We start from the raw sequence: 25,273 nt of genomic DNA, 5'->3' as shown, positions 1-25,273 counted from the left end.
AGTCCAGACCGGAAGACTCGGCGTTCCCGGATGGGCTGGGTCCTCACCATGTCCGTCTCCGAACGGATAACCGCTGTGGTGCACCCGCGAGGGTGCACCACAACGGCCGAGGGGTTCATCTGGCGAGTGCACAGGGGCAGAGCCCGAAACCTGCGGAGGAGCCGCGAAAGGCGGGACGGCGGCCCTGCGCGAACCGGGCCCGCGTACGGTCAGCAGGGGTTCACGGGCGTGCGGGCGTGCGGGCCCGCTCACGACGGCCGCGGGCACCCGGCAGGGCGACGTGCCCCTCGGTGACGAGGTGGAACCGTTCGAGACCCGGGCACTGCACCTGCACGACGGTCGTTCCGTGCTCCAGCACCTGGAGCGGGTGGGCCACGACGCGGTGTCCGGCGGCCCCGATCCGCTCCACCACGGCGGCGCGCTGATCGGACACCGACGCTCCCCGGGCGAGGGTCTCCGCCGGCAGAGGCCCCCGCGGCGACTCGCGCAACCGCCCGGCGAAGTCCAGCAGTGCGCAGGACAACAGGCGCGGGTGTGCGCGGAGCCGGGCGTACACGTCCGCTTCGATGTCGTGGTCGGCTATGAGCTGCGCGAACGGCCCGGACCGCTCGTCGGACGCCGCCTGTTCCGACACCACCCGGGAGAGCAACTCGTCCTGCACGAACTCCGTGAGCGCGCGCTCGGCGGCGAGCGCGCCCCACAGGGACGCACCGAGGCCGTAGCGGTGCTTCGCACCCGGTCCCGAGCCGGACCGGGTGTGCGAATAGGCCACCACGACGGGTACCGAGAGGTCGCTGGTCAGGTCCAGGAGCGTCACCGTCCCGCCGACCAGTTCCTCGGCCCGGTCCAGGTGGGCGCGCAGAGTACCGGGCAGGTCAGCTCGGGACACCTGCGACGGCATGGGGCCGCGGTCGTAGACCGACCGCAGGAGGAAGAGGGAGAACGCGTCGCGCTCCACCCACTCGTTGAGGGCGTGCAGGAGCGCCTCGTCCTCCGTGGCTCCGATGGCGCAGCCGGAGTTGACGCTGTAGGCCAGCGCCGAACTGTAGTCCGACGTGTCGCCCAGTCCGCGACGGAGCGCCGAGCCCTCCGGGGTCGGCGACGTGTACCAGGGAGCCCAGAGGTACACCGGGACGTCGAGGTCCGGACCGCCGTCGAGCGACTGGTAGCGCACGCACGCCACCCGGGCACCGTCCTGCGCGGCGATGTCGCGGACCGCCCGGTCGGAGGCGAACGGACCCCCGGACAGCGTCGAGGCGCCGATGGCTCGCACCGGTAGCGAGTCGAGGGCCTTGGGGCCGGTGAACGCGTGCTCCACCGCTTCGAACTGCGCGCCCACACGGGCGGGCAGGCCCAGCCCTTTCCCGGCGCCCAGGCCGTAGGGAACCTCATCGCCGGCCTCGTCCCACAGAGCGCACTGGACCGCGGTCGGGTCGGCGTCGTCCAGGACCCTGTACCGCGACGCCCAGCCCAGAGCGGCGATGTCCGCCCGGATCCGGCTCTCGGCCTCCTCCAGGGTCAGTTCGCGCTCAAGCGTCCCAGCCCATCGGGCACCCGGTTCGGGGAGCGGGCGCGTAGCGCCCCGCTCCCCTTCCGAGCGAACCCATGCGGGTCGGGCCACAGTCACTCCGCGCTTTCCTCATCGAGTTCCTCGACGGCGGGAGCGATGTCCTCGGTGGGGTCGATGGGGGAGGACATCATGAGAGATGCGCAAGCCATGGTCGGGTCCTTTCCTCTTGGCCCAAGCGACGGAGGGCATCCGCTCTCGGGCGTTCCTGTCTCGACTCGGCCGTTTCTGCCACAGCGCATACTGCTAAAGATGAGCTGATCTATCAATGGGTCTCTGCACGTTTAAGAACAAATGTCCCATCTCACCTGCAAAGATGCAGGAAGTAACTTCAGCTGGCACACTCTCGCCATGGTGAACGCGCGATCAGATCTCATGGGCCGGGTCGACGACATGTTCGACCAGGTGTGGGTACTGGCCGCGCTGGCCGCGGCGGTGGGGAACACTCCGCTGCCGAAGGAGCACGGGGAGCTCCTGGCCGCCTCCGGGTTGGCCGAGCGCGGCACCGAGGGCTGGCGACTGCGCGCCGACTACGACGCTGTGCTCACGAGCCGGCCGAACGCGGCTGCCTTCCCGCGCCGGATCGCGGAACTGCTGCGCCAGGCCGCGGATGCCGCCGAGGGCATCACCACACCCGACCGGTCCGATGACGCCGCCTACCTTGCCGACGGCCGCTCGTCGGGCAGACACATGCGTCTTTTCCTGGATGCGCTAACCGATCGGATACCTGGTTTCGCCGGGTTGCTGGATCACGGATCCCCTCGGTTCCTGGACGTGGGAACGGGCATCGGAGCGATCTCGGCCGTGGTCGTGGAACGCTCTCCGGGCGCTCGCGCGGTGGGGCTGGACGTGGACCCGCGAGCGCTGCGACTGGCAGAGGAGTACCTGACCGGACTCGGGCTGCGCGACCGGGTCGAGACACGGCTTCAGGACGTCGCCGACGTGTCGGAGTCCGACGTCTACGACCTGGTCTGGTTTCCGTTGTCGGTGTTGGACCCCGAGACCGCCGAGGCGGCGCTGCCCCGGCTACGGGCCGCCCTTCGTCCCGGCGGTCTGCTGGTGGCCGCGACGGCGTTGACCTCCGATCCGGGGGCCGAGCCCGGTACCGGGGAGAGGGACGTGCACACCGCTGTCACCCGCTGGCGGATGAGCCGGGCGGGCACAGCGCCGTGGGGACCCGGGGAGCTGGGCCGCAAACTGTCCGAGTGCGGTTTCGAGGACGTGCGGTCCGCGGGGTCGCCCAGCGGCACCGTCACGCTCCTCACCGCCCGCGCCCCGTCGGCACGGGAGCGGTCGGGCTGACGGAGGATGCGCTCCGTCGGGGAGGCGGCCGTCGCCCCGGTCGGCCCGGACGACGTCAGGGGCAGCACGCCGGTCTCCCGAGGGCCGGTGCGGACGTGCCGCGGGCCCAGCGTTTCCGCGGGCCGCACGGCTTGGCCGACACAGCTCGGCTCCACCAAACCCAGTGCGTGCCATAGCCTCCATCACGCCCGGCACGAGGCACAACGCTGGCCGTTGATCCCCTGGCGTGGCAAGATGACGCTCATGCCCCGATCGACCCCCTTCGGGTTCCCCCCGAACACCCCTCTGCCCGGTCCCCGGTTGGGCACCGCACCGCAGCGCCCGCAGGGGTCGCCCGCGGACAGGGCCATCACGATCGTCCTCATGTGCCTCGCACCACTGGTCTGCCTCGGGGCGAGTTTTTGGGGCTTCTTCTCGGTCATGGCGACCGCGAGCTGCGGAAGTGACTGTGGCGGCGCCGTCAACATGGCCATCCCACTGATGATCTTCTCGCCGTGGGTGGTCTGGCTGATCGTCACCATCTGGGCGGTCGTGCGCCTGGCCAGGAGGAGGCCCGCAGTCTGGGTGATGCTCCTGGGTCTGGGGGTGGCGACCGTGATCTATGTGGCGGCGAACATCATGCTGTTCACCGCCGTGGGCTGATCACCCGCAAGCGTGGAGGTCCCGTCGCTCACCCCACAGGTGCATGAGCCCGTCCCCAGGGCATTTCGCGTTGCCGGGGTGTACAGCGGTCACAGATCCACCCGGCGGGTGGGGGGCCGCCGGTGAACGCATGGATCGTCCCGGAGTCCGTACGAGGGACCGGTCCGGTCTCGGCGCGCGGACGCCGGTGGCGGCCCGGAACCCCGCTGTGTGGTGCCCACGCACACAGGTGGTTCCGGACCGCCTCGGCTTCCGGCGGCAGAGCCCCCCGCTGGGCCCTGCCGTAGGTGCGTCCGGTGTCGGGGACGGACACCTCTCCCCTCGGCGCGGAACCGTGCCCTCACCGCAGGCGGCCACCGTGCCCTGTGGCCGGTGCGGCGATGACGCGGTTCCTCGGCCCCTTCCGGGCGCCGCCCCGCCGCGGCGCTCCGGGAGCGGCCCGCCCGAACCCCTCGGGCTACCGCCGATGCGTTCCTCCACCTGGTTGGAGGCAGTATCAGGAGAGATGGACGCCGTCGTCCGTCAACCGGTTCCCTGCGGTCGGTGAACCGGAGTGCGGTCTCCGACCGGTGTGGTGACCGGAGGCCCCCTGGACTTGGGGGCCGCGATCCCGCCCTGTTGCCGGTGGCTGCCCGGAGCGGACGGTCGGTCGGTCCGTTCCCCCCGCTGGGAACGGATCCGCTCACCGCCGGTCCGGCGCCGGACACCGGCGTCGAGGCCGTGGACGCGGGCGTCGTCGGCTCTGCCTTCCCCGGGGACGGTGTCGCCGGAAAGGGCGGGGCCTTCGATGGTTCGGGGCTGTGAAGGGTTCGGGGAGTCCCCGGTTTGGAGGGCGGCGCGGTCACCGGTCGGCCCGGCGGTCGCCTCCCCGTCCGGGGAGCCATTCACGGTGCCGGTCGGATCGGGGGCCGTGCCCGGGGTCTGCGGTGTGCTGTGGTCGACGGCCAGCACCGGCGGGCTGTCCTCGACATCGAAGCGGCGCCAGGCCGTGGTTCCGGACTCGTCGCGTTCCCCGAGCCTCAGGTGGAGGTGGGATTTCCCGTTGTCCACGGCCCACTGGTAGGCCTCGGTCACGTCGAACTCCACGCCACCGGCCACGGGGCAGGCGGCCTGACCGCCCCTGACCTTTCGGGTGTCGAGCAGGGCGCGGGCCGTCGGCTGGTCGTTCCAGGTGGTCCCGGCGTCGAAGGGGTCGACCCGGTGCAGCTGTGCGAAGGAGTCGCTGTCGCAGTCGTAGGACCACGCCACCTCGGTGCGCAGCACGGCGGAGTCCACGACGGTGCCGGGTTCGGACGCGACCGGGAACCGGAACAGGGCCCTGCGGGTGTAGACGCGGTCCCATGCGAGGCGCCCCGTGCCCACGCTGGCGGCCTCGGCGTCTCCGTAGGCCCGGTCGGGAAAGGCACGGTCCACGTAGGTCCACGAGGAGATCTCGGTCTCGGTCCGACCGGCGCCAGAGCGTGCAGGGGCCGCGGAGACGCCCTCGGCGAAGGAGGTCTCTTCCGGTCCACCGCTCCGTTCTCCGGAGACGGCCGTGCCATCGACGGCGGCCGGGGTCTTCTCGTCGGCTGTGGCGGGAGCGACCGACCCCAGCGAAATGACCAGGGCGTAAGCCGCACAAGCCGCCGTCGCGCGGGTCAGGGAACGACGCATTACGGGGGGTGCCTACACATTCCAGCTATGACCGAAAAAGAATCTGGGCGGGATATTCTCACCCCGCTCCAACCACAGGGAAGTTACCAAATTCCCGCAGCGACCCACAAACCCCAGAGATATAAATACGGACCAAAACCATCATTACTACCACCAGAAACACGGGCACCACACGGGCACCACACAAGCCCGTGCACGCAGCCAGAAGCCCTCGGCCGCGCCGCCCGCCTTCATTCGGTGAATACCAAACATCAGTTCACATCGAGCCGAAAATCAGCCGTCCGCAAAGGGCGGACAGGAACGCGCCACCGCACCACCCGCGCGACAGTTCGACACACGCGCCCGCGTCCATTTCGGCGCAGCCCGACATAGCTCTGCAGACAGCCAGAATTCTGCGCCCGAGACAACGGCGAGAGATCGGGGCGGTTCGTGCCGTTTCCCTCGGGGCACGGCGCACCCCGCCTGCAACCCGGGCAGGGCGGTCCCGCGCCTCTGCGACCTCGGCAGGACGGATGCGGCCGGCGGCGTCGGAACTGATGGTTCGACCGTTCCGAACAGGCCCGAAACCCTCACGGAAGGGCATCCGCTACGCTTCACCCTGCATCCCCAGCGCTTGGAAACGACCCCCATGGAACCACTACGTCCTGACGACCCCCGAGAGCTCGGGGGCTACCGGCTGCTGCGCCGTCTTGGCGAGGGCGGTATGGGTGTCGTCTTTCTCGCGGTCTCCGACGACAGCGCGGGGGCCGACCTGGCTGCGGTGAAGGCCATCCGGCCCGAGTACGCCGGGGACAGGGAGTTCCGAAAGCGGTTCGTCGGCGAAGCGGACCTGGCTCGCCGTGTGCGGGGGCCATACACCGCCCGCGTCCTCAAGGCCGACACCGACGGCCCGCAGCCGTGGCTGGCCACCGAGTACGTTCCCGGCCCGTCACTGAACGACGCGGTGCGCGACAGCGGCCCCTTTCCGGAGGACTCGTTGCTGGCCTTGGCCGCCGGTCTCGCCGAGGCGCTGTCCGCCATTCACGCGGTCGGGCTGATCCACCGCGACCTCAAACCCTCCAACGTCCTGTTGTCGCCTCGGGGACCCCAGGTCATTGACTTCGGTATCGCCCGCGCGGCCGAGGCCACCGCGTTCACCCGCACCGGTCAGACCCTGGGAACTCCCGCCTACATGTCGCCCGAGCAGGCCACCGGGGCGGACCTGGGCCCGCGCAGTGATCTGTTCGCCTTCGGCGGCGTACTGCTGTTCGCCGCCACCGGGCGCCCGCCCTTCGGTACCGGCGCCCCCTCGGCCCTGCTCTACCGCGTCGTCAACGAACGCCCCGATCTCAGCGGGGTACCGGAGACACTGCTCCCCCTCGTCACCGCGTGCCTGGCCAAGGACCCGGATGACCGGCCGGACCTGGGTTCGGTGGCTGCCGACCTCACTGGCACCGTGCTACCGGAAGGCGAGGACGGGGAGGCCACCGTGTGGCTACCCGAAGCGGTCGCCACCAGGATTCAGAGCACTCTGGTGGCCGTCACCCGGATCGCGCCGACACAGGCCCTGACCAAGGTGGACGGCCTCGTCGGAGCGGATCCCGCGGCGCCGCTCCCCACACCGGACCCGGACGGCGCGAGGAGCTCCGAGCCCCGTGCGGTCGCGGTTGCCAAACCCGCTGAAGGGCCTGCGGACCGCACGGACCACCGCTCCACATCCGTGATGGGCTGGGGTGCCGCCATCGCCGGGGTGACCCTGGTGATCGCTTTGGCGGTTGCACTGGATTCCTCGGAGGGAGCAGCTCCCCAGGCCGGGGCGGATCGGAGCGGCCTGGAAACCGGGCAGAACACCGCTCCCCCCTCGTCGAGCCCTGCGGCCACCGAAGCTCCGTCGTCCGCGCGCGACTGGACGGTCCGGGACACATCCTTCTTGGGCGGAAGCGATCGCTTCGCGGTCCTGTCCACCGCTGGGGTGGATGTCTTCGAGGCGGACCGGCCCGATGCGGCCGAACGGCTCAGCGACCCGAACGAAGGGTATGTCTTCAGCTATTCCGAGCTCGCTTCCACACCCGACGGGTCCACGCTGGCCGTCCAAGCGGTGAAGTCGTCCCGTGGGGGCGTGGCCTCCGTCCACGTGTGGGACCTCGACGAATCCGAACGGCACGTCGTCGAACTGCCCGACGGCATCGGCGACAGTGCGAGCTCTGCGCTCTCCCCCGACGGCGAGACGCTGTTTCTCGGCTACGGCAGCGAGGTGAGCGCCTACCGCATCCGCACCGGGGAGGAGCTCTACAGGCTCCCCACCCCGCAGGACGAGCGGGGCCGGGAGGGATTTTTCGCCGGACTGGGCACATCTGCGGACGGGGAGTTGCTGATCGCCGTGCTGGACACGGGCCTGGCGACGTGGGATGCCGCCTCCGGGGAAGTGCACGCCTCCTACCCGGAATTTCGGGAGTCCCCTGCCGAGATCACCGACCCGGTGGCGTTCGGTGACGGCCTGGTGGCCACCCCCGCCGGCGATTCGGTCCTGTTGTGGGACATCTTTTCCGACGACGACCCCACGGAGCTTCGTCTGCGCCTGGCAGACAACGACACGTACATGCCCATCCGTGATGTGTCACTCGGCGCCGAGGGCAACAGAATCGTCGCCGTCGGCAGTGACACCGACCGGGAACAGAGCTTCCTCAACGTGTGGGACACGGAGGGAGAGGTACTGGTGGAGGAGCACTCCGTGAGTGACTACTCCTCGGTCAGCGTCTCCCCGACCGACGACCGCGTCCTGGTTGCGTTCCACCCGCTCACGGGAGGGGAAGGGCGCGAAGAGCTCAGGTTCGTGGACGCGGACCTGGAGACCGTCCAGGACTTCCCCGTCCCGGGGCGCTGACTTCGCGCGACGTCGCGGATCTTCGCGGCCCTACCCGGTGGCGACACGGTCGGGGACTGCCGACGGGCAGGCTTCCGAGCGCTCACTCCTCCTCGTCGGGGCCGCCCTCCGGCCGTTCCTCAGTCTGTTCCTCCGGCTGTTCCTCGGGCGGGCGGATGCGGCTGGCGAGCCGGTAGTCGACGTGGATGTCCTCGTAGACCACCCCGGATTCGACGGGTCGGGGAACCCCCGACCGGTCGCTGCCCGAGGTGCCCTCCGGCTGCGGCTCCCCCCAGTACCGGGACCTGACCTCCGGCGCCTCGTGGAACGTCACTTCGTCCGCGGACACGGCGGCACTGATCTCCACGTCGTGCTCGGGTTCCTTCCGATCGCTCATGGTCTCCACCTCCGCTCACCGGCGGATACGTCCGCGGTCCCTGAGTCCTATTTCCCGGTCTTGCGAACAGTGCCCTTGGCCGCGCCCCCAGCACCCTTGGCCGCGCCTCTGGCTCCCCTGGCCGCGCCCCCAGCACGCTTGGCAACGCCCTTGGCCGCGCCCCCGGCGCCCTTGGCCGCGCCCCCAGCCGCGCCCCCAGCACGCTTGGCGGCACTTCCAGCACGCTTGGTCGCCTCCCCGGCGCCCTGACCGACGCCCTTCGTCGCCTCCCCCGCGCCCTGACCGACACCCTTCGTCGCGTCCCCGGCTCCCTCGCCCACGTCCTCGACCGCGCTACCGGCGCCCTCGCCAACACCCTTCACCGCACTTCCGGCGTCCTCGCCGACGTCCTCCACGGCACTTCCAGCACCCTCACCCACGTCCTCCACAGCGCCCCCCGCGCCTTCACCGACGTCCTCGACCGCGCTACCGGCTCCCTCGCCGACATCCCCCACAGCACTTCCAGCGCCCTCGCCGACGTCCTTCACCGCGCTCCCCGCGCCCTCACCGACCTCCTCCACAGCACTCCCGGCTCCCTGCCCCAGAGCGCCCACGGCCTCACTCGCGCCGCCCGCCACCTGGTCGAGCGTGGATTCCACCCCTCGGGTCAGGTTCTCCAGGATCTGCGGGTTGGCGTCGATGGTCTCCAGGACCCGCGTGATGATCTCCCGAACGTTGCCGAGCCGGACCTTGAGCAGGGCCTGGGCCTCGACCCCCTTGATGTTGAGGTGGACACGGCCGAGTTCGACGTCCGCCCCCACCTTCAGTTTGAGCAGGTCCAGCACATCGGCCTGGAGCGAGACGGAGGCCAGCAGGTTCTCGACCTCAAGTTCGATCTCGTCGACCTTCAGGACGGGGACGTCGAGGAGCACGTCCGTGTCCCCGCCTCCGGCGGCACGGTCGGTGGTGTCGCGGCGGGGCTCCGGAACGTTCTCCGCGCTCTCGGGCCGTTTCGTCCGAGCGGGCCTCGGCTTCGCGGTCGTCTCGGCCGGCACGTCCGTCTTCGTTTCCCTGCTGCCTGCGCGGGTGGGCCGTAGCTTGCTCTTTCCGGCCTCCTGAGTACTCCGATTCACCTTCTCAGCACCCTTCTGAGTGGGTTCGGGCACATCCCGCGGTCCTACGCTCTCGTGAGGATGTCGCCTGCCCGGTCGGCCACGGCGCGGGCATCCGCACCGGCTGTCCCGTTCGCCACCGTTCGGGACGGTGAGAGCGTGTCCGCCCCATGTACCCGCGGCTACCGCTGGGAAACTGTTCTCCCTGTTCAGAGCAGGCCCAGGGCGCCGTCCGGGGTCGGGGCCACCGCGCGGCGCGCGCTGTGGAGCTTCAGGGCGGCGCCCCTGTGGCCCCGGGCTCCCCGAGGCGGCGCAGCGCCTCCTCCCAGCGGTGGCGGCGCGCGTCGCCGTCCTGCTCCCACCAGGGGGTTCCCCGTTCGCCCAGGCCCTCCTTGGCCAGGGTCACCCGCGCCCGGGCCAGCCGCTCCGCCCCCGGGTCCCGCGCACGCAGTGCGGCGGCCACGTCCCGGCGAGCCGACATCAGGTGGCTCACAAGGTCCTCGCGCTCCCGGTCCGGCAGGGACGGGTCGCTCGCCCGCCACCGCCGGCCCCTGATCACGACGTAGCGGCCGTCGGCGGTGTGTTCGGGTTCCGGCATGTCCGGGTCCCTGCCCAGAGGCTCGGGCGGCCACACCGGACACGGCCACCCGCACCGAACACGCCCCCACCACCCGGTGACCGCTCCTCCGCAGGCCAATCCTCGAACTCCCTTGGGTTTGTCCCAGCTCAACCCCGGGCAGCGGCACGGGGGACGGGTTACGGTCCGCCAACACATGGGAGACGACATGATCAGCAAACTGTCCGAACTGGGCGTCACCTCCGAAATGGCCTACTACGCGGGGTTTGCGTCCATCGGCCTGACCTTTCTGACCTGGCTTGCCTCCGTGAAGAAGGAGGACGCCGGCAAGGACGCCGCCGAGCGCAAGGGGCTGTTCGTCGGCGAGTGGGCGCCGACCTTCTTCGCGCTCGGGGTGGCGCTCCGGATCGAGGAGTCCAAGAAGTAGTCCGGCGCGAGCCCCGTCGCGGGCACCGCGGACGGCACGCCCGGCCGGTGAACCGGCCGGGCCCCGGCTTGTCCGGCACGGCAACGGAAGGAGGGCGACTCGGTGGCAACGTCACAGGCCGTGGGCGAGAACACGCGCGCACGGACACCGCCGGCGGACGGGCACGGCGAACGCCACGGGGACCGCGTCGCCGCCAGGCTGGTGGCAGAGGTCGCCGCAGGCGGACTCGATCTGCCGCTTCCCGGCGGCGGCGCCACCTGGTCGCGCTGGGAGCGCCTGCGCGACCTCGCCGGGGAGGACCTCTCCCTGGCCCGGCTGGCCGAGGGCCACACCGACGCCCTCGCGATCCTCGCGGAGCTGGGCGGCCCGACCGCCGAGCCCGGTGACGTGTGGGGTGTGTGGGCGGCCCATCCCCCCGGCGCGACCCTGACGGCACGCGAGGCCGGCGGCGGCTGGAGACTGTACGGGGCCAAGCCGTTCTGCTCCGGAGCCGACCTCTGCACACACGCCCTGGTCAGCGCCGACGTCGCAGACGGGCAGCGGGGCCTGTTCGCGGTCGACGCGGCGGGGGCGACGACGCTGCCGGGCACATGGGCCGCCGCGGGCATGGAGGCCAGTGCCACGCTCACCGTCCGGTTCGACGGCGCGCCCGCCGAACCCGTCGGCGGCCCCGGCGACTACCTGCGCAGGCCCGGGTTCCACCACGGCGGCGCGGGGGTCGCCGCCTGCTGGTACGGGGGCGCCCTGTCCGTGGCCCGGCCCCTGGCCGACCGGGCGGCACGGCGGGGGGCCGACCCCCACCTGCTCAGCGCGTTCGGTGCCGTGGACCGGGACCTGTACGTCGCGGAATCGGTGCTGCGCCGCGCCGCCCGCGAGATCGACGACCACCCCCGCGACGGCGACCGCGCCGCACTGCTCGCCGCCCGCGTGCGCGCGGTCGTCGCCGGGGCCTGTGCCACCGCGCTGCACAGGACGGAGGAGGCACTGGGCGCGGGCCCTCTCGCGGGCGACCCCGTCTACGCGCGCGCCACCGCCGACCTGGCGGTGTACCTCCGCCAGTACCACGCGGACCGGGACCTGGCGGGGCTGGGCGCGCTAGCGGCCCACCACCGGGAAGGAGACGGGGATGACCGCTGACGGAACGTCGTCGTGCACGGCGCAGACCACGGGCACGCCCGAGGAGGAGTGGGCCCGGTGGCCGGGGCTGGACCGCGTCCCGAGCCTGGATCTGGGGGGTGTGCGCGAGGCGGTCGTCGTGGCGCCCCACCCCGACGACGAGACCCTCGGGTTCGGCGGCGGGCTGGCCGTGCTCGCCGCCCGCGGCGTCCGTCTGCGGATCGTGGCGGTGACCGACGGGGAGTCCTCGCATCCGGGCAGCTCCGTGTTCACCCGGAACGAGCTCGTCGCCCGGCGCGCGGACGAACGCGCGCGGGCCCTGACGGCTCTCGGGGCGGGTGCGGCCGAGGTGGAGCGTCTGCGGCTGCCCGACGGCGGTGTGGGGGAACGGGAACCGGAGTTGGCGCGGCGGCTGGCGGAGCTGTACCGCGGCGCGGACCTGTGCGTGGCGCCGTGGGAGGGCGATCCGCACCCCGACCACGAGGCCGTGGGGCGCGCCGCCCTCGACGCCGCGCGGGCGCTCGGCACCCGGCTCCTGTCCTATCCGGTCTGGGCCTGGCACTGGACGCGCCCCGGTGACGCGGCGCTTCCGTGGGACCGGGCGGGTCGCCTCCGTCTGCCCCGGGACGCCCGGCGCCGCAAGGCGGCCGCGATCGGGGCCTTCACGACGCAGATCTTCCCGATCGGGCCCGGGGCCGCGGACCGGGCGATCCTGGGGCCCTCGGTGCTCGCCCACTTCGCCCGCGACCACGAGGTGGTGTTCACGTGACGGTCGACGGGTCCTACTTCGACGCGATGTACTCCTCCAGTGACGACCCCTGGGGGTTTCGGACCCGCTGGTACGAGCAGCGCAAGCGTGCTCTGAGCATGGCCGCCCTGACACGTGAGCGCTACGGGCGCGCGTTCGAGCCGGGGTGCGCGATCGGGTTGCTGACCGGGGACCTCGCATCCCGCTGCGACCAGGTCCTGGCCTGGGAGGGTGCGGCCGAGGCCGCCTCCCGGGCCCGGGAGGAGACGGCCGCCGCCAGGAACGTCCTCGTGCGGCGGGCGCGTGTGCCCGCGGAGTGGCCGGAGGGGCGGTTCGACCTCGTCGTCCTGTCGGAGCTGCTCTACTACTTCGACGACGCGGACCTGGCTGCGGTCCTGGACCGCACACGGAAGTCGCTCGGCCGGGGCGGGACCGTCCTGGCCGTCCACTGGCGCCACCCCGTCCCCGATCACGTGCGCTCGGGCGATGACGTGCACCTCGCCCTGGCGGCGGTCCCCGGGTTGGTGCGGGTGGTCGAGCACGTGGAGGAGGACTTCCTCCTGGAGCTGTACCGGGCAGCGGACGGCGGGGAGCCGGTGTCGGTCGCCCGGGCCGGAGGGCTGGTGTGATCCGCGCCCTCGCGGTGGTGGTCCCGGCGCACCAGGAGGAGATGCTCCTGGGCGACTGCCTGAGGTCGGTCGGGGCGGCGTTGGCCGCCTCGCCGGTCCCGCAGCGGGCGCGGCACGTGATCGTCGTCGCCGACGCCTGCACGGACCGGACCGCGTCGGTCGCCCTGGCCGCGGGGGCGCACGTGGTGACCTCCCGGCACCGCAACGTGGGCGCGGCCCGCCGTTCGGGGGCCGAGCACGCCCTGCGCCTGGTGGGGGGCACCGACCCGGAGGCGGTGTGGCTCGCCGTGACCGACGCGGACACCCTCGTGCCCCGGAACTGGATCACCGAGCAGCTCCGCCACGCCCGCGGCTGCGACGCCGTGGTCGGGACCGTGCGAGTACGGGACTGGTCCCCACGCCTGGCGGGCACCGAGCAGAGCTTCGACCGGGTGTATCCGCGCGGAGGGGGCGGGACGCACCCCCACGTGCACGGGGCCAACCTCGGTGTCCGTGCGTCGGCCTACCTCGACGTCGGCGGTTTCCCTCCCCTGGCCTGTTCCGAGGACCTCGCGCTGGTGACCGCGCTGGAGGTCGCCGGCCACCGGGTCCGCCGCCCCCGCGACCTGGCGGTGACGACCTCGGCGAGGTCGGACCCGCGCGCACGCGGGGGCTTCGGCGACTACCTGACCCGCGTGGGCGCCGGCGAACGCCCGCGGTCGGCTCTGCCCCGCACCTGAAACCCCGGGCGTCCGTCCGGGCCCCTTCGTCCAGGGGCGCGGCACACGCGAGGGCCCCGCACGGTCGCTGCCGTGCGGGGCCGTCTCCTCCCGTCGTGTTCGGCCTCAGTGTGCCGGGCGGGCACCCGAACACGGGAAGTACGGGACCCGGAGCGGTGTCACCCGCCCGGGTCAGCGGACCCTGCGGGTCCTACCCAGGTCGCTGAGCCAGCGCAGAGGGCTCTTGCGGGGCCGTCGGCCCCCCGGAGGGGTCCTGCCCGCCGGGGACCGCAGCGGATTGACGGGCTTGGGAGTTCTGGCGGGACCGCCCGGCCCCAGCAGGGAGTTGCCCACGTGACGGAGAGGGTTGCGCGCGGGCCCCGGGGATGTGCGCACCCCGGGCCGCCGCCTTGCCGACGGAGCCCTCCTCGTCACCAGGTTCCTGGCCTTCCTCAGGGGGTTCCTCATCACGGTTCTCCTCCTCCTCGAACTCGGATCACGTTGTCCTGGTCGTTTCCTCGCGGCGTCGCCGCCACGGTTCTTGCGGGCCTCCCCTTGCCGTCCGCACAGATGGACGGCCGATACGCAAGGGAGAAATCATTACGAAAGAGATACTTTTTTCATCCTCAACCGCTGTGCTACCCCACCATGTGGTAGTGATGCGTCTTTTTTGAAAAAAGCTTGCGCAAAGGCGCCTCGGCAGAAGAGGCCGGGTCGGCATCACCGCAGGTCGTGACCCCTGTCGCGGGAACTCTCAACCCCTGCGAGATTTTCGACCGGGAGGGGTCCTCACCCGGCGGCCGCGGGCGGGAAGCCGCCCCCGGGTACGTGGTCGGTGCCCTGCTCCGGGTCACCGCTCAGCTCGGGACACGCCTGGCGTACGCGGTCCGCCACGTCGTCGAAGCCGCCAAGCCCCAGGACGCGTACCTGCTCGCGAGCGAACTCCGCCCGGGCGGAGTCGTCCTCGATGTCGTCGATCAGGCCCCGGATGATCGCGACCTGGACGTCGCGTTCGGCCTCGTCGTGGCCCTCGGTCTCGGCGGGCCACCAGTAGCTCTCGAAGCCCTCGCTGTCGACGTCGTTGCCCGGACCGGCGGGTGGCGGGGGCCCGTCCGCGTCCACACGCGGGACCGCCGCTCCCCCGGGGACCGGGCCACCGTCCCCGAACGGTGCGTCCGCGGGGTCGAGCTCCCCGAACGGGTACAGGTCCGGGCTCGGCAGCGGGGCCACCGCGGCGGCCTCGTCCAGTTCCTCCTCGGCCTCGCGTACCGCCTCACGCAGCGCGCCGTCCTTGCGCAGCGAGGAAAGGCGACGCAGCCGCTCGCTGTCCTCGTCCGCCAGGCGCAGGCTCACGTCCTCCGCCCACGCGACGACCCCGCTGCCCAGGACGGCGGTCTCGACCGCGAGCCGGGCGGCCAGCTCGCACTCGGCCATCCCCTCCCGGGCGGGGTCGGTCGTACGGGCCAGCTCGGAGGCCCGCGTCACGACGGCGAGGACCGCCGGGGCCACCGGGTTGCGCAGTCTCAGGTCGACGTGGCCCGACCAGCGCCAGTGGACCGTCGCGGAGAAGTACAGGTCGTGGTCGTCGACGGCGCTCGCCAGCGCCACGGGGCGGATGCGCGTACCCGGATCCCCCGCGGGCCCCCGGACGGGGCCCGGCTCCGGTTCGGACCGGTCGGGCTCCCCGGGTGCGGTGTCCCCTCCGCCCGAACGCGGCAGGAGTGCCACCAGGCAGAGCAGCACGACCGGAGCCCACAGAAGGGCCCAGGGTCCGACCAGCGGGTACAGTACGCCGGGAACGAGGGCCACCGCGGTGGCGGCGGCGATCAGGCGCGCTCGGTCGACGGGGGTGACGGTGCGGCTCCTCTCGCGACACGGCCTCGGCGGACCGGGTCCTGCCCGGTGCCGGTGGACGGGCACGGCCCGGCGACCGGGCACGCGGCGGCGAGGCCGCGGCGCCTTCGGTGGGGTGGCACCCGTACACGACAGTGTGCCCGAGATCCGGAGCGCGTGTGCCGGGAACGGGCCCATACGGGGACCGTGTGGGGAACAACCGGTCACGAACAGGTGTCCTTTATGCCCAGGTTGGACTAACAGCTCCCCTCTCAGCGCCCCGGGACGCCAATCGGGTCTCCGGCACACCACAGAATGCGATCACCAGTTCCGCGGCCCTTCCGGTCGCCCGTCCCCGAACCCGCTCGCGGAGCACACCGAATGCCTGCCACACCTCCCGGGTCCGAACGCCGGTTCCGCCCAGAGGTCCAGGGACTGCGCGCCGTCGCCGTCCTGCTGGTCCTCGTCTACCACCTGAACCCCGCCCTCCTGCCGGGCGGCTACGTCGGCGTCGACGTGTTCTTCGTCATCTCCGGTTTCCTCATCACGTCGCTGCTGTACCGCGAGGCCACCGCGCACGGGCACGTGTCGATCGGCGGCTTCTACGTGCGCCGCGTCCGGCGCCTCCTCCCCGCCGCGACGGTGGTGCTCCTCGGCACCGGCATCGTCTCGTTCTTCGTCCTGCCGGTCACCAGGCTGACCGACACGGCATGGCAGTTGGCGGCCTCGGCGTTCTACGTCGAGAACCTCTACCTGGCCCGGCAGGCGGTGGACTACCTGGCCGCCGACACGCCGCCCAGCCCCGTGCAGCACTTCTGGTCGCTCTCGGTGGAGGAGCAGTTCTACCTGGTGTGGCCGCTGCTGTTCGCGGTGTGGGCGCTCACCCGCCGCCGCTGGCGGACCACGGCCCGCGCCCTCGCCCTCGTGCTGGGGGCGCTGCTGGTGCTGTCCTTCGCCTGCTCGGTGGTGCTGACCTCGCAGGAGGCGGCGTCCGCGTACTTCCTGCCGACGACCCGCGCCTGGGAACTGGCGGTGGGCGGTCTGCTCGCCGTCGGCCTGGCCCACGGCCGGCTGCCCGAGCGGGTGCGCCTCCCCCTCGGTTGGCTGGGCCTGGCCGCGATCGTGGCCTCCGCCCTGGCCTACGACGACGCCACACCGTTCCCCGGCTGGGCGGCGGCCCTTCCGGTCCTGGGCAGCGCGGCGGTGATCGCCGCCGAACAGGGGTCCGGCCGTCTGTCGGCGTCCGCGCTGCTGGGCACCGCGCTGGCCCGGTGGGTCGGCGACGTCTCCTACTCCCTGTACCTGTGGCACTGGCCGCTGATCGTCTTCGCGCTCGTCCTCACCGGCCGGGACAGCCTCGGCCCCCTGGACATCGCCGTGGTGGCGGGCGTGTCCGTGCTGTTGGCATGGGCGACGAAGGTGTGGGTGGAGGACCCGGTGCGCGACCGGGGCCTGGTCCAAAACGGGCGCTCCGCTCTGGCGGTGGCCACGGCGGGGATGGTGTCGGTGGCGGCGGTCGGCGGCGCGGCGTACATGCAGGTCGACCGGTCCGGGTCGGTGACGTTCGACCCGACGGTGCACACCGGACCGGCGGCGATCGGGCAGTCCGCCGCCCCGGAGGGCCGGTGGACGTACCCCTCCCCGGTCAACGCCGAGGACGACCTCCCCCTGTTGTACGACGACGACTGCCAGGCGTCGAAGGAGGACACCGACCCCGGCGGCGCCCAGTGCGTGTACGGGCCGGAGGACGCCGGGACGACGGTGGCGATCGTCGGGGACTCCCACAGCGCCCAGTGGTTCCCGGCCCTGCACGCGATGGCGGAGGAGAGGGACTGGCGGCTGTTCCTCTACACGAAGTCGTCCTGCGCGTTCACGGACACGATGACGGCGGACGCCGAGGGCCGCGACTACGAGGAGTGCCAGGCGTGGAACCGCGGCGTGGCCGAGGAGTTCGCGGAGCTGAGCCCGGACCTGGTCTTCACCAGTTCGTCCACGACCAGCAAACCCGCCGGCGCCGACTCGGCCGAGAAGGGCAAGGCCGCGATCGCCGAGGGCATGGGCCGGCTGTGGGAGGACGTGGCCGAGGTCTCGGGGCCCATCGTGGCCATCCGGGACACCCCGCGCCACCAGCGCGACGTGGTCGAGTGCGTGTCCGCGAACACCGACGATCCGGGCCGCTGCGAGGTGACCGAGGGCGAGGCGTTCTCGACCTCCGACCCCCAGGAGGAAGCCGTCCGGTCCCTGGGGGACGAGGCGCACCTGATCGACCTCAGCGACCGGTTCTGCGTCGACGGCGCGTGCCCTGCGGTGATCGGCAACGTGATGGTCTACCGGGACGCCGGGCACATCACGCAGACCTACATCCGTCTGCTCGCCGACGACCTGGGCAGCCGCCTGGACCGCGCCCTGTCCTGACCGCGCCCTCCGACGGGTCCGGCGCCGCCCCACGGCGGCACCGGGCCCGTTCGCCGTGCGCCCTCCGGGCCGCCCCGGCCCGCGGCGAAGCGCACGGAGATCGGAGCACCGCGAAAACCCTCTGGTTCTGCCATTCTGAAAATTGCTCCACCGATCACAGAAAAGGCACCAAAAGAGAAGAAAAATATCAGAAAAGACCTTTTTCCGAGCATCCATCAGCTTTCGATCGACCCACGCAAGAGCACGTGGGAGGCCATGACAAGCCCACCGATAATATGCGCACCCATGGGCATCCACGCCATGTGTCCTCCCCCTCCGCGAAGGCCCGCGAGAGTATGCTCGTGAACCACACCGGCCGCATTGTGAAACGCTGCGCCACGAGAACTCCGAAGGCGGGGGGCGGGGAAATGGAGCCGCACGACGGCGAAGGTCCGGCGGAGGTCACCGCCTGGCTCCGGGCCCTCGACGGGCGCCTCACCGCCCCGGACGCGCGCGCCCGGCACCGGGAGGCCGTCATCGACCGTCCGCGCGTCGGCGACCATGCTCTCCGCGCGGGTGGGCACCGCTTCCTTCCGGCCCGGAGCCCCGGGGGCGGCGACAGCGCTCCCCCCGTCGTGTGCTCCGGGGCCGCCGTCGGCATACGCACCTCCGGCTGACCGACCGGGGAGCCCGCCCGGCCGGAGCCCCCGAACACGCGGACGACCACCACGAGCGCGAGGGGAACGGCACGATGCCCTGGGACGCACAGGACCGCAGACGCCACGAGGACGGGGTGCCGGCCGCCCGGCTCGACGGGGTGGAGCTCCCTCCCCCGCAAGGGGCACGCGCCCGGGTGGAGGGCCGTGACGTCGTCGTGTCCTGGCAGCCCGGCCCTGGCCCGGGTGCGCTCACCCACCGGGTGGCGCGGCGGACGGGCCGGCCGGGGACCGCGCGCGAGGTCCCGGTGGGCGAGGTGTCGGGCACCGAGATCACCGACGTCGGCGCCCCGGTGGGCACGCAGATCCGGTACGCGGTGGTGGCGGTGCGGGACGGCCGCGCCGTGTCGGAGCCCGTGGAGACGCACCCCGTGGTGATCACGCCCGAGGTCTGCGCCCTCCGGGTGTGCGCGGACGACGTGTCGGTGTCCGCCTCGTGGCGGATCCCGGCGGAGGCGGTGCGTGTGGAGGTGCGGCGGGGCGAGGGTGCGGCCCCGAGGGGGGCGGGCGACGGGGCACGGGTGGAGACGGACGGCGCCGGGTTCCGGGACGTCGACGTCCGCCCGGACACCGAGTACTTCTACCTGGTGCGTGCGGTGTACCTGGCCTCGGACGGGCGCGCCCGGGCGTCGGAGGGGCTCGTCAGGCGGGCGAGCCCGGGGCCGCTCCCCGCTCCGGTGCGCGACCTGTCCGTGTCCCCGGACGGCGGGACGCGGGTGTGGGCCCGGTGGACGCGGCCGTCCCGTGGACGGGTCGTCCTGAGGGTGGGACCGGAGCCCGCGAGATGGGCGCCGGGAACGGTGGCCGACCCCGAGGAGCTGGCCTCCCACGGGCCGGAGGTGCTCCAGGAGCCCGGGCCGTCGCCGGAGGGGGAGCCGGGTCCGGGACAGGAGCGGGTGGAGCTGTGCCTGGGCGCGGGCACCAGCCACGTGCTGGCGGCGACGGTCGCGGGCGGCCGGGCGGTGGTGGGCGACTCGGTGCGGATCACGACCGCCCCGCCGGTGGAGGGGCTGTGCGCCGAGCGCTTCGACACCTCGGTCCGGCTGGTGTGGACGTGGCCGGACGGCGCCGCCGCGGCCCTGGTCTCCTGGCGGTCCGACCTCCCGGGCGTCCCCGGGTCCCGGTCCGCGAACGCGCTGCGGTGCACCCGGCGCCAGTACGAGGCGAACGGCGGTTTCGAGGCGCCCATGGGGCCGGACGAGGTGCGGGCGAACGTCCGCGCCGTCGTGGTCTCGGGCGGTGAGGAGGCGGTGAGCGCCCCCGCGTTCGTCACCGTTGCGGGCCGGGCGGTGATCGCGTACCGCGTCGAACCGGCCGGACTGCTCCGGCGCGAACGGGTGGTCCACCTGGTCGCGGAGCGGGCCTGCGCCATGCCCGAGGTCTCCGTGGTCTACGCCGAAGGAGCGGTGCAGCCGCACTCCGGCGACCAGGGGCGCGTCCTGGCGACCCTGCCCGCCCGGCGCCTGGGGGCGGGCGAGCGGGTGTCGGTGCGCGTACGGCCTCCCCGGGGTTCCGGAGACGGCTGGCTGATGTGCTTCCCGGCCGACGACGACCGCGCTGCGCGACTGCGCCAGCCCTCGGTGAAGGAGCTGCGCCTGTGAGGACCCTGGACGCGTTGCTCTCCCTGAACCCCCTGGACGGCCGCCGCCTCGTGTGCCCCTACTGCTACACGCGGTTCACCGAGCGCCTGATCCGGTTCCGCTGCACCGGACGGCCCGGCCCCGACGGGCAGGTCTGCGCCCCGGTCGAGGACGCGGCGATCCGGGCCCAGCTGGGGTGGCGCGAACGGCTCCCCCCGGTGTTCGAGGCAGACGGGCGGCGGGCCCTGGCGACCTGCCCGGAGTGCTCGGCGCCCACCGGCAAACAGGTGTGCGCCACCTGCCACGCCCAGCTGCCGGTGAACTTCGGCCGCACCCGCAGTCGGATGATCGCCCTGGTCGGAGCCCGGGACACGGGCAAGACCGTGTTCATGACGGTGCTCGTCCACGAGCTGATGAACCGTGTGGGCGACCGGTTCGGGGCGTCCGTGGGGGGTTCGGACGACCACACGCGCCACCGGTTCAGGGCCGACTACGAGACCCCCCTGTACCAGGAGGCACGGCTGCTGGGCGGCACCCGGCGCACCGGGACGACGCGTGAGCCGCTGGTGTTCCGGTTCACGGCGCCCCGGCGGGGCCTGACCGGAAGACGCCCCCAGCACACGCTGCTGTCGTTCTTCGACACCGCCGGGGAGGACCTGACGTCCGAGGCGAGTGTCGAGGCGAACCTGCGGTACCTCAACAACGCCGACGGGGTCATCCTGCTCCTGGACCCGCTCCAGATGGAGGGTGCCCGCAGCCTGGCCCCGGCGGGGACGAGGATGCCCGCGCCCGGCCACCCGGAGAACCGGCCGCTGGACATGTTGGGAAGGGTCACCGACCTGCTCATGAGACGGCCGGGGGCGGCCAACCGGCTCATCGGGGTGCCCATCGCGGTGTGCCTGACCAAGATCGACGCTCTGCGCGGCCACCTGGACGCTGGTTCGCCCCTGCACCGGACCCAGCCCGGGGCGCCGTTCTTCGACGACTCCGACAGCCAGGACGTGCACGCCCAGATCCAGCAGCTCCTGCACCGGTGGGACGGCGGTGGGATCGACGGCCACGTACGCAACCACTACCGCAACGCCCGCTACTTCGGGGTATCCGCGCTGGGAGGCGCCCCCGACGCCGGGAACCGGGTCAGGGGCGGGGTGCGCCCCTACCGGGTCGCGGACCCGTTCCTGTGGATGCTGGGCGAGTTCGGGGTGGTCCCCTCGCGGGAGGGCCCCTGATGCCCTCGGGGCCGCAGTGCGACGTACCGGGAGGCGGCCCCGCCGGCCGCCTGACCCCCGCGAACGACCAGAACGACCGGAAGGGCGCGCCGATGGGTTTCGCTCAGCTCTACTACACCTCGTGCGAACACGGCCTGGCGGGGTACCCGGGATACCAGTTCAACGCGGCCACCCCGGGGGTGGACCCCCGGGTCCTGAGGGAGGTCGAGCGGTTCACCGTCTACGAGCCTCCGCGCCGGTCCTCCCCCGAGCAGGTCGCCGCGCACCCCGTCAACCTGAGCTACGCCCCGGACGTGGGCGGGACGCCGGTGGTGAGCCGGGTGGTCTCCAGCGGCGACGACCCCTCGGGGCGCCCGGGCAACTACTTCGCGCACAGCCTGCTGCCCGTGGACTCCGCGGACTCGGAGGGGACGGACCCCGGCGACGGGGGCACGGGGCCGCTTCCCGCCGAGCTGTGGGGCGCCGGCTTCTGGGCGGAGGCACCGGTCGCGGACACCGAACTGCCGGTGCTCCGGGTACGGCGCGGACCCTTGGACAGGGCCTGCACCGACGCCTGGTTGCGAAGCCGGCCCCCGGAGGCCGTCGCACGCCTGCTGGTCGGCGCGGACGACGCCGTGGAGGGCGCCCGTCCCCTCGTGCTCGTGGCCGACAGCGCCTGTGTGGCCCGCTGGGTGGCGGCTCTGACGCACCTGCTGTCCCCGGGGAGGGCGCGGTTGCTGTCGTTCGCGACGTACAGCGGCAGTCCGGACGGGACACCGGTGCACGTCATCGGGGTACCGCCGGGTTCGGACACAGCGCCGTGGGAGGGCAGGTTCACCGTGTACGACCCGGAGTCGGGCTCCCCCGACGGGCTGCCCGAACCCGACGAGCGGTCGCGCGCGGTCGCCGACCGGCTGGCCCGGTCGGGGACCCGTGGGGCGGTGGAGCTGTGGCGCAGGACCGCCGCCTATGCCTCGGGGCGGGAGCGCCTGCTGTCGGACTGGCGTCCGGTGATGGCCGCCGCGGTCCTCCTGGACGGGGGGTCCCCCGGGTCCGCCGACCTGCGCGCGGTCCGCGAGTGGCTGTCGGAGGCGGTGGACTGGCTGGCGCCCGCTGATACGGCCGCCCTGGTCTCAGCGGTGCTGGAGGCCGACGCGGAGTCGTTGGACGGGGAGTCGCTGGCCGGGTTGCAGCGGGTGGCGCACCGGGCCGGGGCGGACGAGGTCACCGAACGGCTCGAACACGTCATGGTGCGCCGGTCCCTGGACGGTATCGCCGCGGGCGGGGCCGCTCCCCGGGTCGCTCCGATGCGGTCGGAGTCGGTGCGCGCGGCCGCGAGGGAGCGCATCTCCGCGCTCCTGGGCGCTGCGCCGCGCGAGGGCGGCGCCGACGACCGGGACGGACGGGGCCCGGTCGCGCCCGACCGGGCCGTGGAGCTGCTGCGCTGGGCACGCGCGGGAGGGCTGGTGCCGTCGGCGGGGGGCCTGGAGGGGTACGGGCGCGAGGTCGTCGCCCCGCTGCTGGCGGGCACGCCCCCGGGCGGCCCCGCCGCGGCCGGGCACGGGGCGCACCCGGGGCGGGAGGGCCCGGCGGCCCGGGGGACGGCGCCGACCGCTCCGCCCTCCCCCGCCGTGGCGGTCCTGTTGGCCCACCACCACGAGGTGCGGCGCGGCGCCGCGGAGCGGCTGGCCGGGCTTCCGCGCACCCTGCTGGCGAAGGTGGCGGTCGGGCCGGCCGGCGCCCTGTTCGCCGAGGACCGCGACGGGTCCAGCGCGCTCGTGCGCGAGTTGCGCCGGCTGGGAACCGACGACCGCGCCGACCCGGTGGGGCTGCTGGCCCACGTGGTGTCGGTGCGCAGGGAGGGCCGGGTGTCGAACGCGCCGGGCCTGGCGGAGCACGACCTGGACGACGCCCTGCTGACGGAGGTGTGGGGTCCCGGGCACGGTCCCCGGTCCGCCCTGCTCACCCTCCGGGCGATGCGGCCCGGGGTCCTGGTGTCCCCGGGGGTGGGGGGTTGGGTGGCCGAGGCGTTGGTGTCCCCGCCCGAGGCGGGCGCGGAGCGGGCGTGGCGGGACCTGGTCGACGAGGTGTCCCGGCACTGGCTGCGCGACCGGCTGCCGGTCTCAGGGCGGCGCGTGCTGGTGGAGTGGTCGCAGGTCCGCCCCGCCCTCCGCGGGCTCCGGCTGGCCGACGAGGCGCAGGGACCGGGGCGGCTCACCGCCGTGTACCGGGCGGTCCGGGAGGCCCATCCGGCGGTGGGCGCCGTCGCCCGGCGGATGGTCGTGCGTGTGCTGTCCGGGTGGCGCAGCCCCGGGACGCTGGCCTCGGCGCTGCGGGACTGCCCCGAGGACGTGTTCGGGGCCTTCTGCGGGGTGGTCGCGGCCCGGCTGGCCGATGAGCGGCCCGACACGGCGACCGCCGCCGCGGTGTACCTGGCCTCGGGGCACGAGGGGCTGGCGGGGCACGAGCGGGGGCGGCACCTGGACACGGCGGTCCTGTCGCCCGCCGTGGCGGCGTGGCGCCGCCGTCACCTGGTGGGGTTGCGCAGGCGCCTTCCCCGGGAGGGGACCGCCGCCTTCGACGCGTGGGCGCGGCTGCGGCGCGAGGACGGGGAGCGGAAACGGTTCGGGCTCGGCCGGTGGGGAGGCGGGCGGAGGTCGTGAGGTGTCCGACGGGAGGGAGGCGGGGAGCGGGCGTCGGGCGCGCCGTCCCCCGGGGCGGCGGTCGGCGGGAGGGCACGGGCCGGGCGTCGGCCGTGGGACCGGCGGGGGAGCCGTGGTCGCGTCGGGACGAGGGCGGTGCACACCTGGGGTCGGGCTGTGCGGCCGCGGCGGCGGTGGTGCTCGGTCTGGTGGCCGTCTACGTGCTGCGCTGGTGGCTGTTGGCGATCCTGGTCAGCGCCGTCGTGGCCGCGGCCGTCACCGCCTCCGTGGTCGGGGCCTGTGTGCTGTCGGTCCTGTACCTGCGCCGGACGCACGAGGTGATGTTCGGTGACGGCCGCCCCGAGGAGCCGCTGCCGGGGCCGGGGGAGGACCCCGCCCACCGCGCCTACCACGGGGGCCCTGCCTGGTGGGACCTGCGGACGATCGTGGGCAGGACCTGGACGGCCGCCGCCCCGTGGGGTGTGTTCCTCGGGGTGCACTTCGCGGCCCACGCCCTGGTGGTGGCCGCGTACCTGGCTGCGGCCTGGACGCTCGTGGGGGTGCTGAGGGTCGCGGACGCCGCGCTGCTGGTGGCACGGCGGGTGCGCATGGTCTGTCCGGGGTGCTTCCTGGGGCTCGACTACCCGGCGTACCTGTGCACACCGTGCGGGCGCAGACACGGTGCGATCCGCCCGGGGCTGCGGGGGCTGGTGCGTCGCGGGTGCCTGTGCGGGGCCCGGCTGCCCACACTGCTCCTGCTGGGCTCGGCCGACCTGGAGGCGCTGTGCCCGCACTGCGACCGGGCCCTGGAGCACCGGCCCGGCGAGGCCAGGGAGTTCGTCCTGCCGCTGTTCGGCGGCGCGGCGGCGGGCAAGACACGGCTGGTGGCGGGGATGAACGCGGCGCTGGCGCAGGCCGCGCGCGACACACCGGGGGCGTACGCGGAGCCCGTCGGCGAGGAGACCGCCAGGCGGCTGCGCGACGGTGAGCGGGCGCTGGCTGCGGGCCGCCGGCCCGCACCGACTCCCCCCGGCCGTGAGGTCCGGGGGCTGACGGTACGTGTGGGTGCCGGGGGGCGGACCCTGCTCCTCCACGTGTTCGACGCGGCCGGGGAGCGGGTTCAGCCGGTGGTGCGCTCGATGATGAGGTCGGCGTCGCGGCGCAGCTTGTCCACGGCGCGGGACAGCGTGCTCTTCACGGTCCCGAGGGTC

General features: G+C 73.4%; 20 protein-coding genes and 1 pseudogene. 13 read left to right on the top strand and 8 right to left on the bottom strand.

Annotated features, from left to right (window positions below; all coding sequences use genetic code 11):
* Nucleotides 1–220: 220 nt before the first annotated feature.
* A complete protein-coding gene (locus ACFWTE_RS05775) occupies nucleotides 221–1,627 on the bottom strand; it encodes a YcaO-like family protein (RefSeq protein WP_378778171.1) in 1,407 nt (468 codons plus the stop codon).
* Nucleotides 1,628–1,918: 291 nt separating this feature from the next.
* Here ACFWTE_RS05775 and ACFWTE_RS05770 point away from each other — a divergent pair, with 291 nt between their 5' ends.
* Nucleotides 1,919–2,869, top strand: coding sequence for an SAM-dependent methyltransferase (locus ACFWTE_RS05770; protein WP_378778170.1), 951 nt, complete (start codon nucleotides 1,919–1,921; stop codon nucleotides 2,867–2,869).
* Between the two features lie 243 nt (nucleotides 2,870–3,112).
* Nucleotides 3,113–3,511, top strand: a complete 399-nt coding sequence (locus tag ACFWTE_RS05765) for a hypothetical protein (protein ID WP_378778169.1) — start codon at nucleotides 3,113–3,115, stop codon at nucleotides 3,509–3,511.
* Nucleotides 3,512–4,033: 522 nt separating this feature from the next.
* Here the strand turns inward: ACFWTE_RS05765 and ACFWTE_RS05760 are convergent.
* The gene (locus ACFWTE_RS05760; protein WP_378778168.1) at nucleotides 4,034–5,164 is read right to left on the bottom strand and encodes a DNRLRE domain-containing protein; all 1,131 of its coding nucleotides are present in this window, start codon (nucleotides 5,162–5,164) and stop codon (nucleotides 4,034–4,036) included.
* 628 nt (nucleotides 5,165–5,792) lie between these two features.
* On the opposite strand from ACFWTE_RS05760, the gene ACFWTE_RS05755 reads away from it, so the two are divergent.
* Nucleotides 5,793–8,027: a WD40 repeat domain-containing serine/threonine protein kinase gene (locus ACFWTE_RS05755; protein ID WP_378778167.1), complete on the top strand. Its 2,235-nt coding sequence runs from the start codon at nucleotides 5,793–5,795 to the stop codon at nucleotides 8,025–8,027.
* A gap of 82 nt (nucleotides 8,028–8,109) precedes the next feature.
* Here ACFWTE_RS05755 and ACFWTE_RS05750 read toward each other — a convergent pair whose 3' ends face one another.
* From ACFWTE_RS05750 to ACFWTE_RS05740, 3 genes are all read right to left on the bottom strand, one after another.
* Nucleotides 8,110–8,403, bottom strand: coding sequence for a hypothetical protein (locus ACFWTE_RS05750; protein WP_378778166.1), 294 nt, complete (start codon nucleotides 8,401–8,403; stop codon nucleotides 8,110–8,112).
* A 47-nt stretch (nucleotides 8,404–8,450) separates the two neighbouring features.
* Complete coding sequence (locus tag ACFWTE_RS05745; protein WP_378778165.1) at nucleotides 8,451–9,437, bottom strand: hypothetical protein; 987 nt, start codon at nucleotides 9,435–9,437, stop codon at nucleotides 8,451–8,453.
* Between the two features lie 328 nt (nucleotides 9,438–9,765).
* Entirely contained in the window at nucleotides 9,766–10,092 is a 327-nt protein-coding gene (locus ACFWTE_RS05740; RefSeq protein ID WP_378778164.1) for a hypothetical protein, read from the bottom strand.
* Between the two features lie 187 nt (nucleotides 10,093–10,279).
* On the opposite strand from ACFWTE_RS05740, the gene ACFWTE_RS05735 reads away from it, so the two are divergent.
* From ACFWTE_RS05735 to ACFWTE_RS05715, 5 genes are all read left to right on the top strand, one after another.
* Complete coding sequence (locus tag ACFWTE_RS05735; protein ID WP_378778163.1) at nucleotides 10,280–10,498, top strand: hypothetical protein; 219 nt, start codon at nucleotides 10,280–10,282, stop codon at nucleotides 10,496–10,498.
* A gap of 102 nt (nucleotides 10,499–10,600) precedes the next feature.
* On the top strand, nucleotides 10,601–11,635 hold the full coding sequence (locus ACFWTE_RS05730; protein WP_378778162.1) for an acyl-CoA dehydrogenase: 1,035 nt from the start codon (nucleotides 10,601–10,603) through the stop codon (nucleotides 11,633–11,635).
* Nucleotides 11,625–12,383, top strand: a complete 759-nt coding sequence (locus tag ACFWTE_RS05725; protein WP_378778161.1) for a PIG-L deacetylase family protein — start codon at nucleotides 11,625–11,627, stop codon at nucleotides 12,381–12,383. The genes ACFWTE_RS05730 and ACFWTE_RS05725 overlap by 11 nt, the downstream gene beginning before the upstream one ends.
* Entirely contained in the window at nucleotides 12,380–12,991 is a 612-nt protein-coding gene (locus tag ACFWTE_RS05720; RefSeq protein ID WP_378778160.1) for an SAM-dependent methyltransferase, read from the top strand. The genes ACFWTE_RS05725 and ACFWTE_RS05720 overlap by 4 nt, the downstream gene beginning before the upstream one ends.
* Complete coding sequence (locus ACFWTE_RS05715) at nucleotides 12,988–13,710, top strand: glycosyltransferase (protein WP_378778159.1); 723 nt, start codon at nucleotides 12,988–12,990, stop codon at nucleotides 13,708–13,710. The genes ACFWTE_RS05720 and ACFWTE_RS05715 overlap by 4 nt, the downstream gene beginning before the upstream one ends.
* Before the next feature lie 768 nt (nucleotides 13,711–14,478).
* On the opposite strand, the gene ACFWTE_RS05710 is transcribed toward ACFWTE_RS05715, so the two are convergent.
* On the bottom strand, nucleotides 14,479–15,498 hold the full coding sequence (locus ACFWTE_RS05710; protein WP_378778157.1) for a hypothetical protein: 1,020 nt from the start codon (nucleotides 15,496–15,498) through the stop codon (nucleotides 14,479–14,481).
* A gap of 405 nt (nucleotides 15,499–15,903) precedes the next feature.
* Here ACFWTE_RS05710 and ACFWTE_RS05705 point away from each other — a divergent pair, with 405 nt between their 5' ends.
* The 5 genes from ACFWTE_RS05705 (at nucleotide 15,904) to ACFWTE_RS05685 (ending at nucleotide 24,083) form a co-directional block, all read left to right on the top strand.
* Nucleotides 15,904–17,937 carry an acyltransferase family protein gene (locus ACFWTE_RS05705; protein ID WP_378778156.1) on the top strand — a complete coding sequence of 678 codons (2,034 nt, stop codon included), beginning with the start codon at nucleotides 15,904–15,906 and terminating at the stop codon, nucleotides 17,935–17,937.
* Nucleotides 17,938–18,344: 407 nt separating this feature from the next.
* Nucleotides 18,345–18,593 (top strand): hypothetical protein, encoded by a 249-nt coding sequence (locus tag ACFWTE_RS05700; protein WP_378778155.1) that lies wholly within the window; start codon nucleotides 18,345–18,347, stop codon nucleotides 18,591–18,593.
* A gap of 74 nt (nucleotides 18,594–18,667) precedes the next feature.
* Nucleotides 18,668–20,233 (top strand): hypothetical protein, encoded by a 1,566-nt coding sequence (locus ACFWTE_RS05695; protein ID WP_378778154.1) that lies wholly within the window; start codon nucleotides 18,668–18,670, stop codon nucleotides 20,231–20,233.
* Nucleotides 20,230–21,441 (top strand): hypothetical protein, encoded by a 1,212-nt coding sequence (locus ACFWTE_RS05690; RefSeq protein ID WP_378778153.1) that lies wholly within the window; start codon nucleotides 20,230–20,232, stop codon nucleotides 21,439–21,441. The genes ACFWTE_RS05695 and ACFWTE_RS05690 overlap by 4 nt, the downstream gene beginning before the upstream one ends.
* Nucleotides 21,441–24,083, top strand: coding sequence for a GTPase-associated protein 1-related protein (locus tag ACFWTE_RS05685; protein WP_378778152.1), 2,643 nt, complete (start codon nucleotides 21,441–21,443; stop codon nucleotides 24,081–24,083). Before ACFWTE_RS05690 ends, ACFWTE_RS05685 begins: the two co-directional genes overlap by 1 nt.
* 385 nt (nucleotides 24,084–24,468) lie before the next feature.
* Here ACFWTE_RS05685 and ACFWTE_RS05680 read toward each other — a convergent pair whose 3' ends face one another.
* On the bottom strand, nucleotides 24,469–24,672 hold the full coding sequence (locus ACFWTE_RS05680; RefSeq protein WP_378778151.1) for a hypothetical protein: 204 nt from the start codon (nucleotides 24,670–24,672) through the stop codon (nucleotides 24,469–24,471).
* Nucleotides 24,673–25,182: 510 nt separating this feature from the next.
* Nucleotides 25,183–25,273: pseudogene (locus ACFWTE_RS05675) on the bottom strand (SigE family RNA polymerase sigma factor); the annotation flags it as partial.

The sequence above is a fragment of the Nocardiopsis sp. NPDC058631 genome (genome assembly GCF_042716955.1).
GTDB lineage: Bacteria > Actinomycetota > Actinomycetes > Streptosporangiales > Streptosporangiaceae > Nocardiopsis.
This window is presented reverse-complemented; position numbering and strand designations above follow the sequence as displayed.

What these genes read in the sequence shown, in the direction of transcription:
- ACFWTE_RS05705 (WP_378778156.1), top strand. Translation starts at nt 15,904, where the DNA reads ATGCCTGCCACACCTCCCGGGTCCGAACGCCGGTTCCGCCCAGAGGTC.
- ACFWTE_RS05700 (WP_378778155.1), top strand. Translation starts at nt 18,345, where the DNA reads ATGGAGCCGCACGACGGCGAAGGTCCGGCGGAGGTCACCGCCTGGCTC.
- ACFWTE_RS05735 (WP_378778163.1), top strand. Translation starts at nt 10,280, where the DNA reads ATGATCAGCAAACTGTCCGAACTGGGCGTCACCTCCGAAATGGCCTAC.
- ACFWTE_RS05750 (WP_378778166.1), bottom strand. Translation starts at nt 8,403, where the DNA reads ATGAGCGATCGGAAGGAACCCGAGCACGACGTGGAGATCAGTGCCGCC.
- ACFWTE_RS05725 (WP_378778161.1), top strand. Translation starts at nt 11,625, where the DNA reads ATGACCGCTGACGGAACGTCGTCGTGCACGGCGCAGACCACGGGCACG.
- ACFWTE_RS05765 (WP_378778169.1), top strand. Translation starts at nt 3,113, where the DNA reads ATGCCCCGATCGACCCCCTTCGGGTTCCCCCCGAACACCCCTCTGCCC.
- ACFWTE_RS05755 (WP_378778167.1), top strand. Translation starts at nt 5,793, where the DNA reads ATGGAACCACTACGTCCTGACGACCCCCGAGAGCTCGGGGGCTACCGG.
- ACFWTE_RS05685 (WP_378778152.1), top strand. Translation starts at nt 21,441, where the DNA reads ATGCCCTCGGGGCCGCAGTGCGACGTACCGGGAGGCGGCCCCGCCGGC.
- ACFWTE_RS05680 (WP_378778151.1), bottom strand. Translation starts at nt 24,672, where the DNA reads ATGCGCACCCGCCGTGCCACCAGCAGCGCGGCGTCCGCGACCCTCAGC.
- ACFWTE_RS05740 (WP_378778164.1), bottom strand. Translation starts at nt 10,092, where the DNA reads ATGCCGGAACCCGAACACACCGCCGACGGCCGCTACGTCGTGATCAGG.
- ACFWTE_RS05770 (WP_378778170.1), top strand. Translation starts at nt 1,919, where the DNA reads ATGGTGAACGCGCGATCAGATCTCATGGGCCGGGTCGACGACATGTTC.
- ACFWTE_RS05695 (WP_378778154.1), top strand. Translation starts at nt 18,668, where the DNA reads ATGCCCTGGGACGCACAGGACCGCAGACGCCACGAGGACGGGGTGCCG.
- ACFWTE_RS05760 (WP_378778168.1), bottom strand. Translation starts at nt 5,164, where the DNA reads ATGCGTCGTTCCCTGACCCGCGCGACGGCGGCTTGTGCGGCTTACGCC.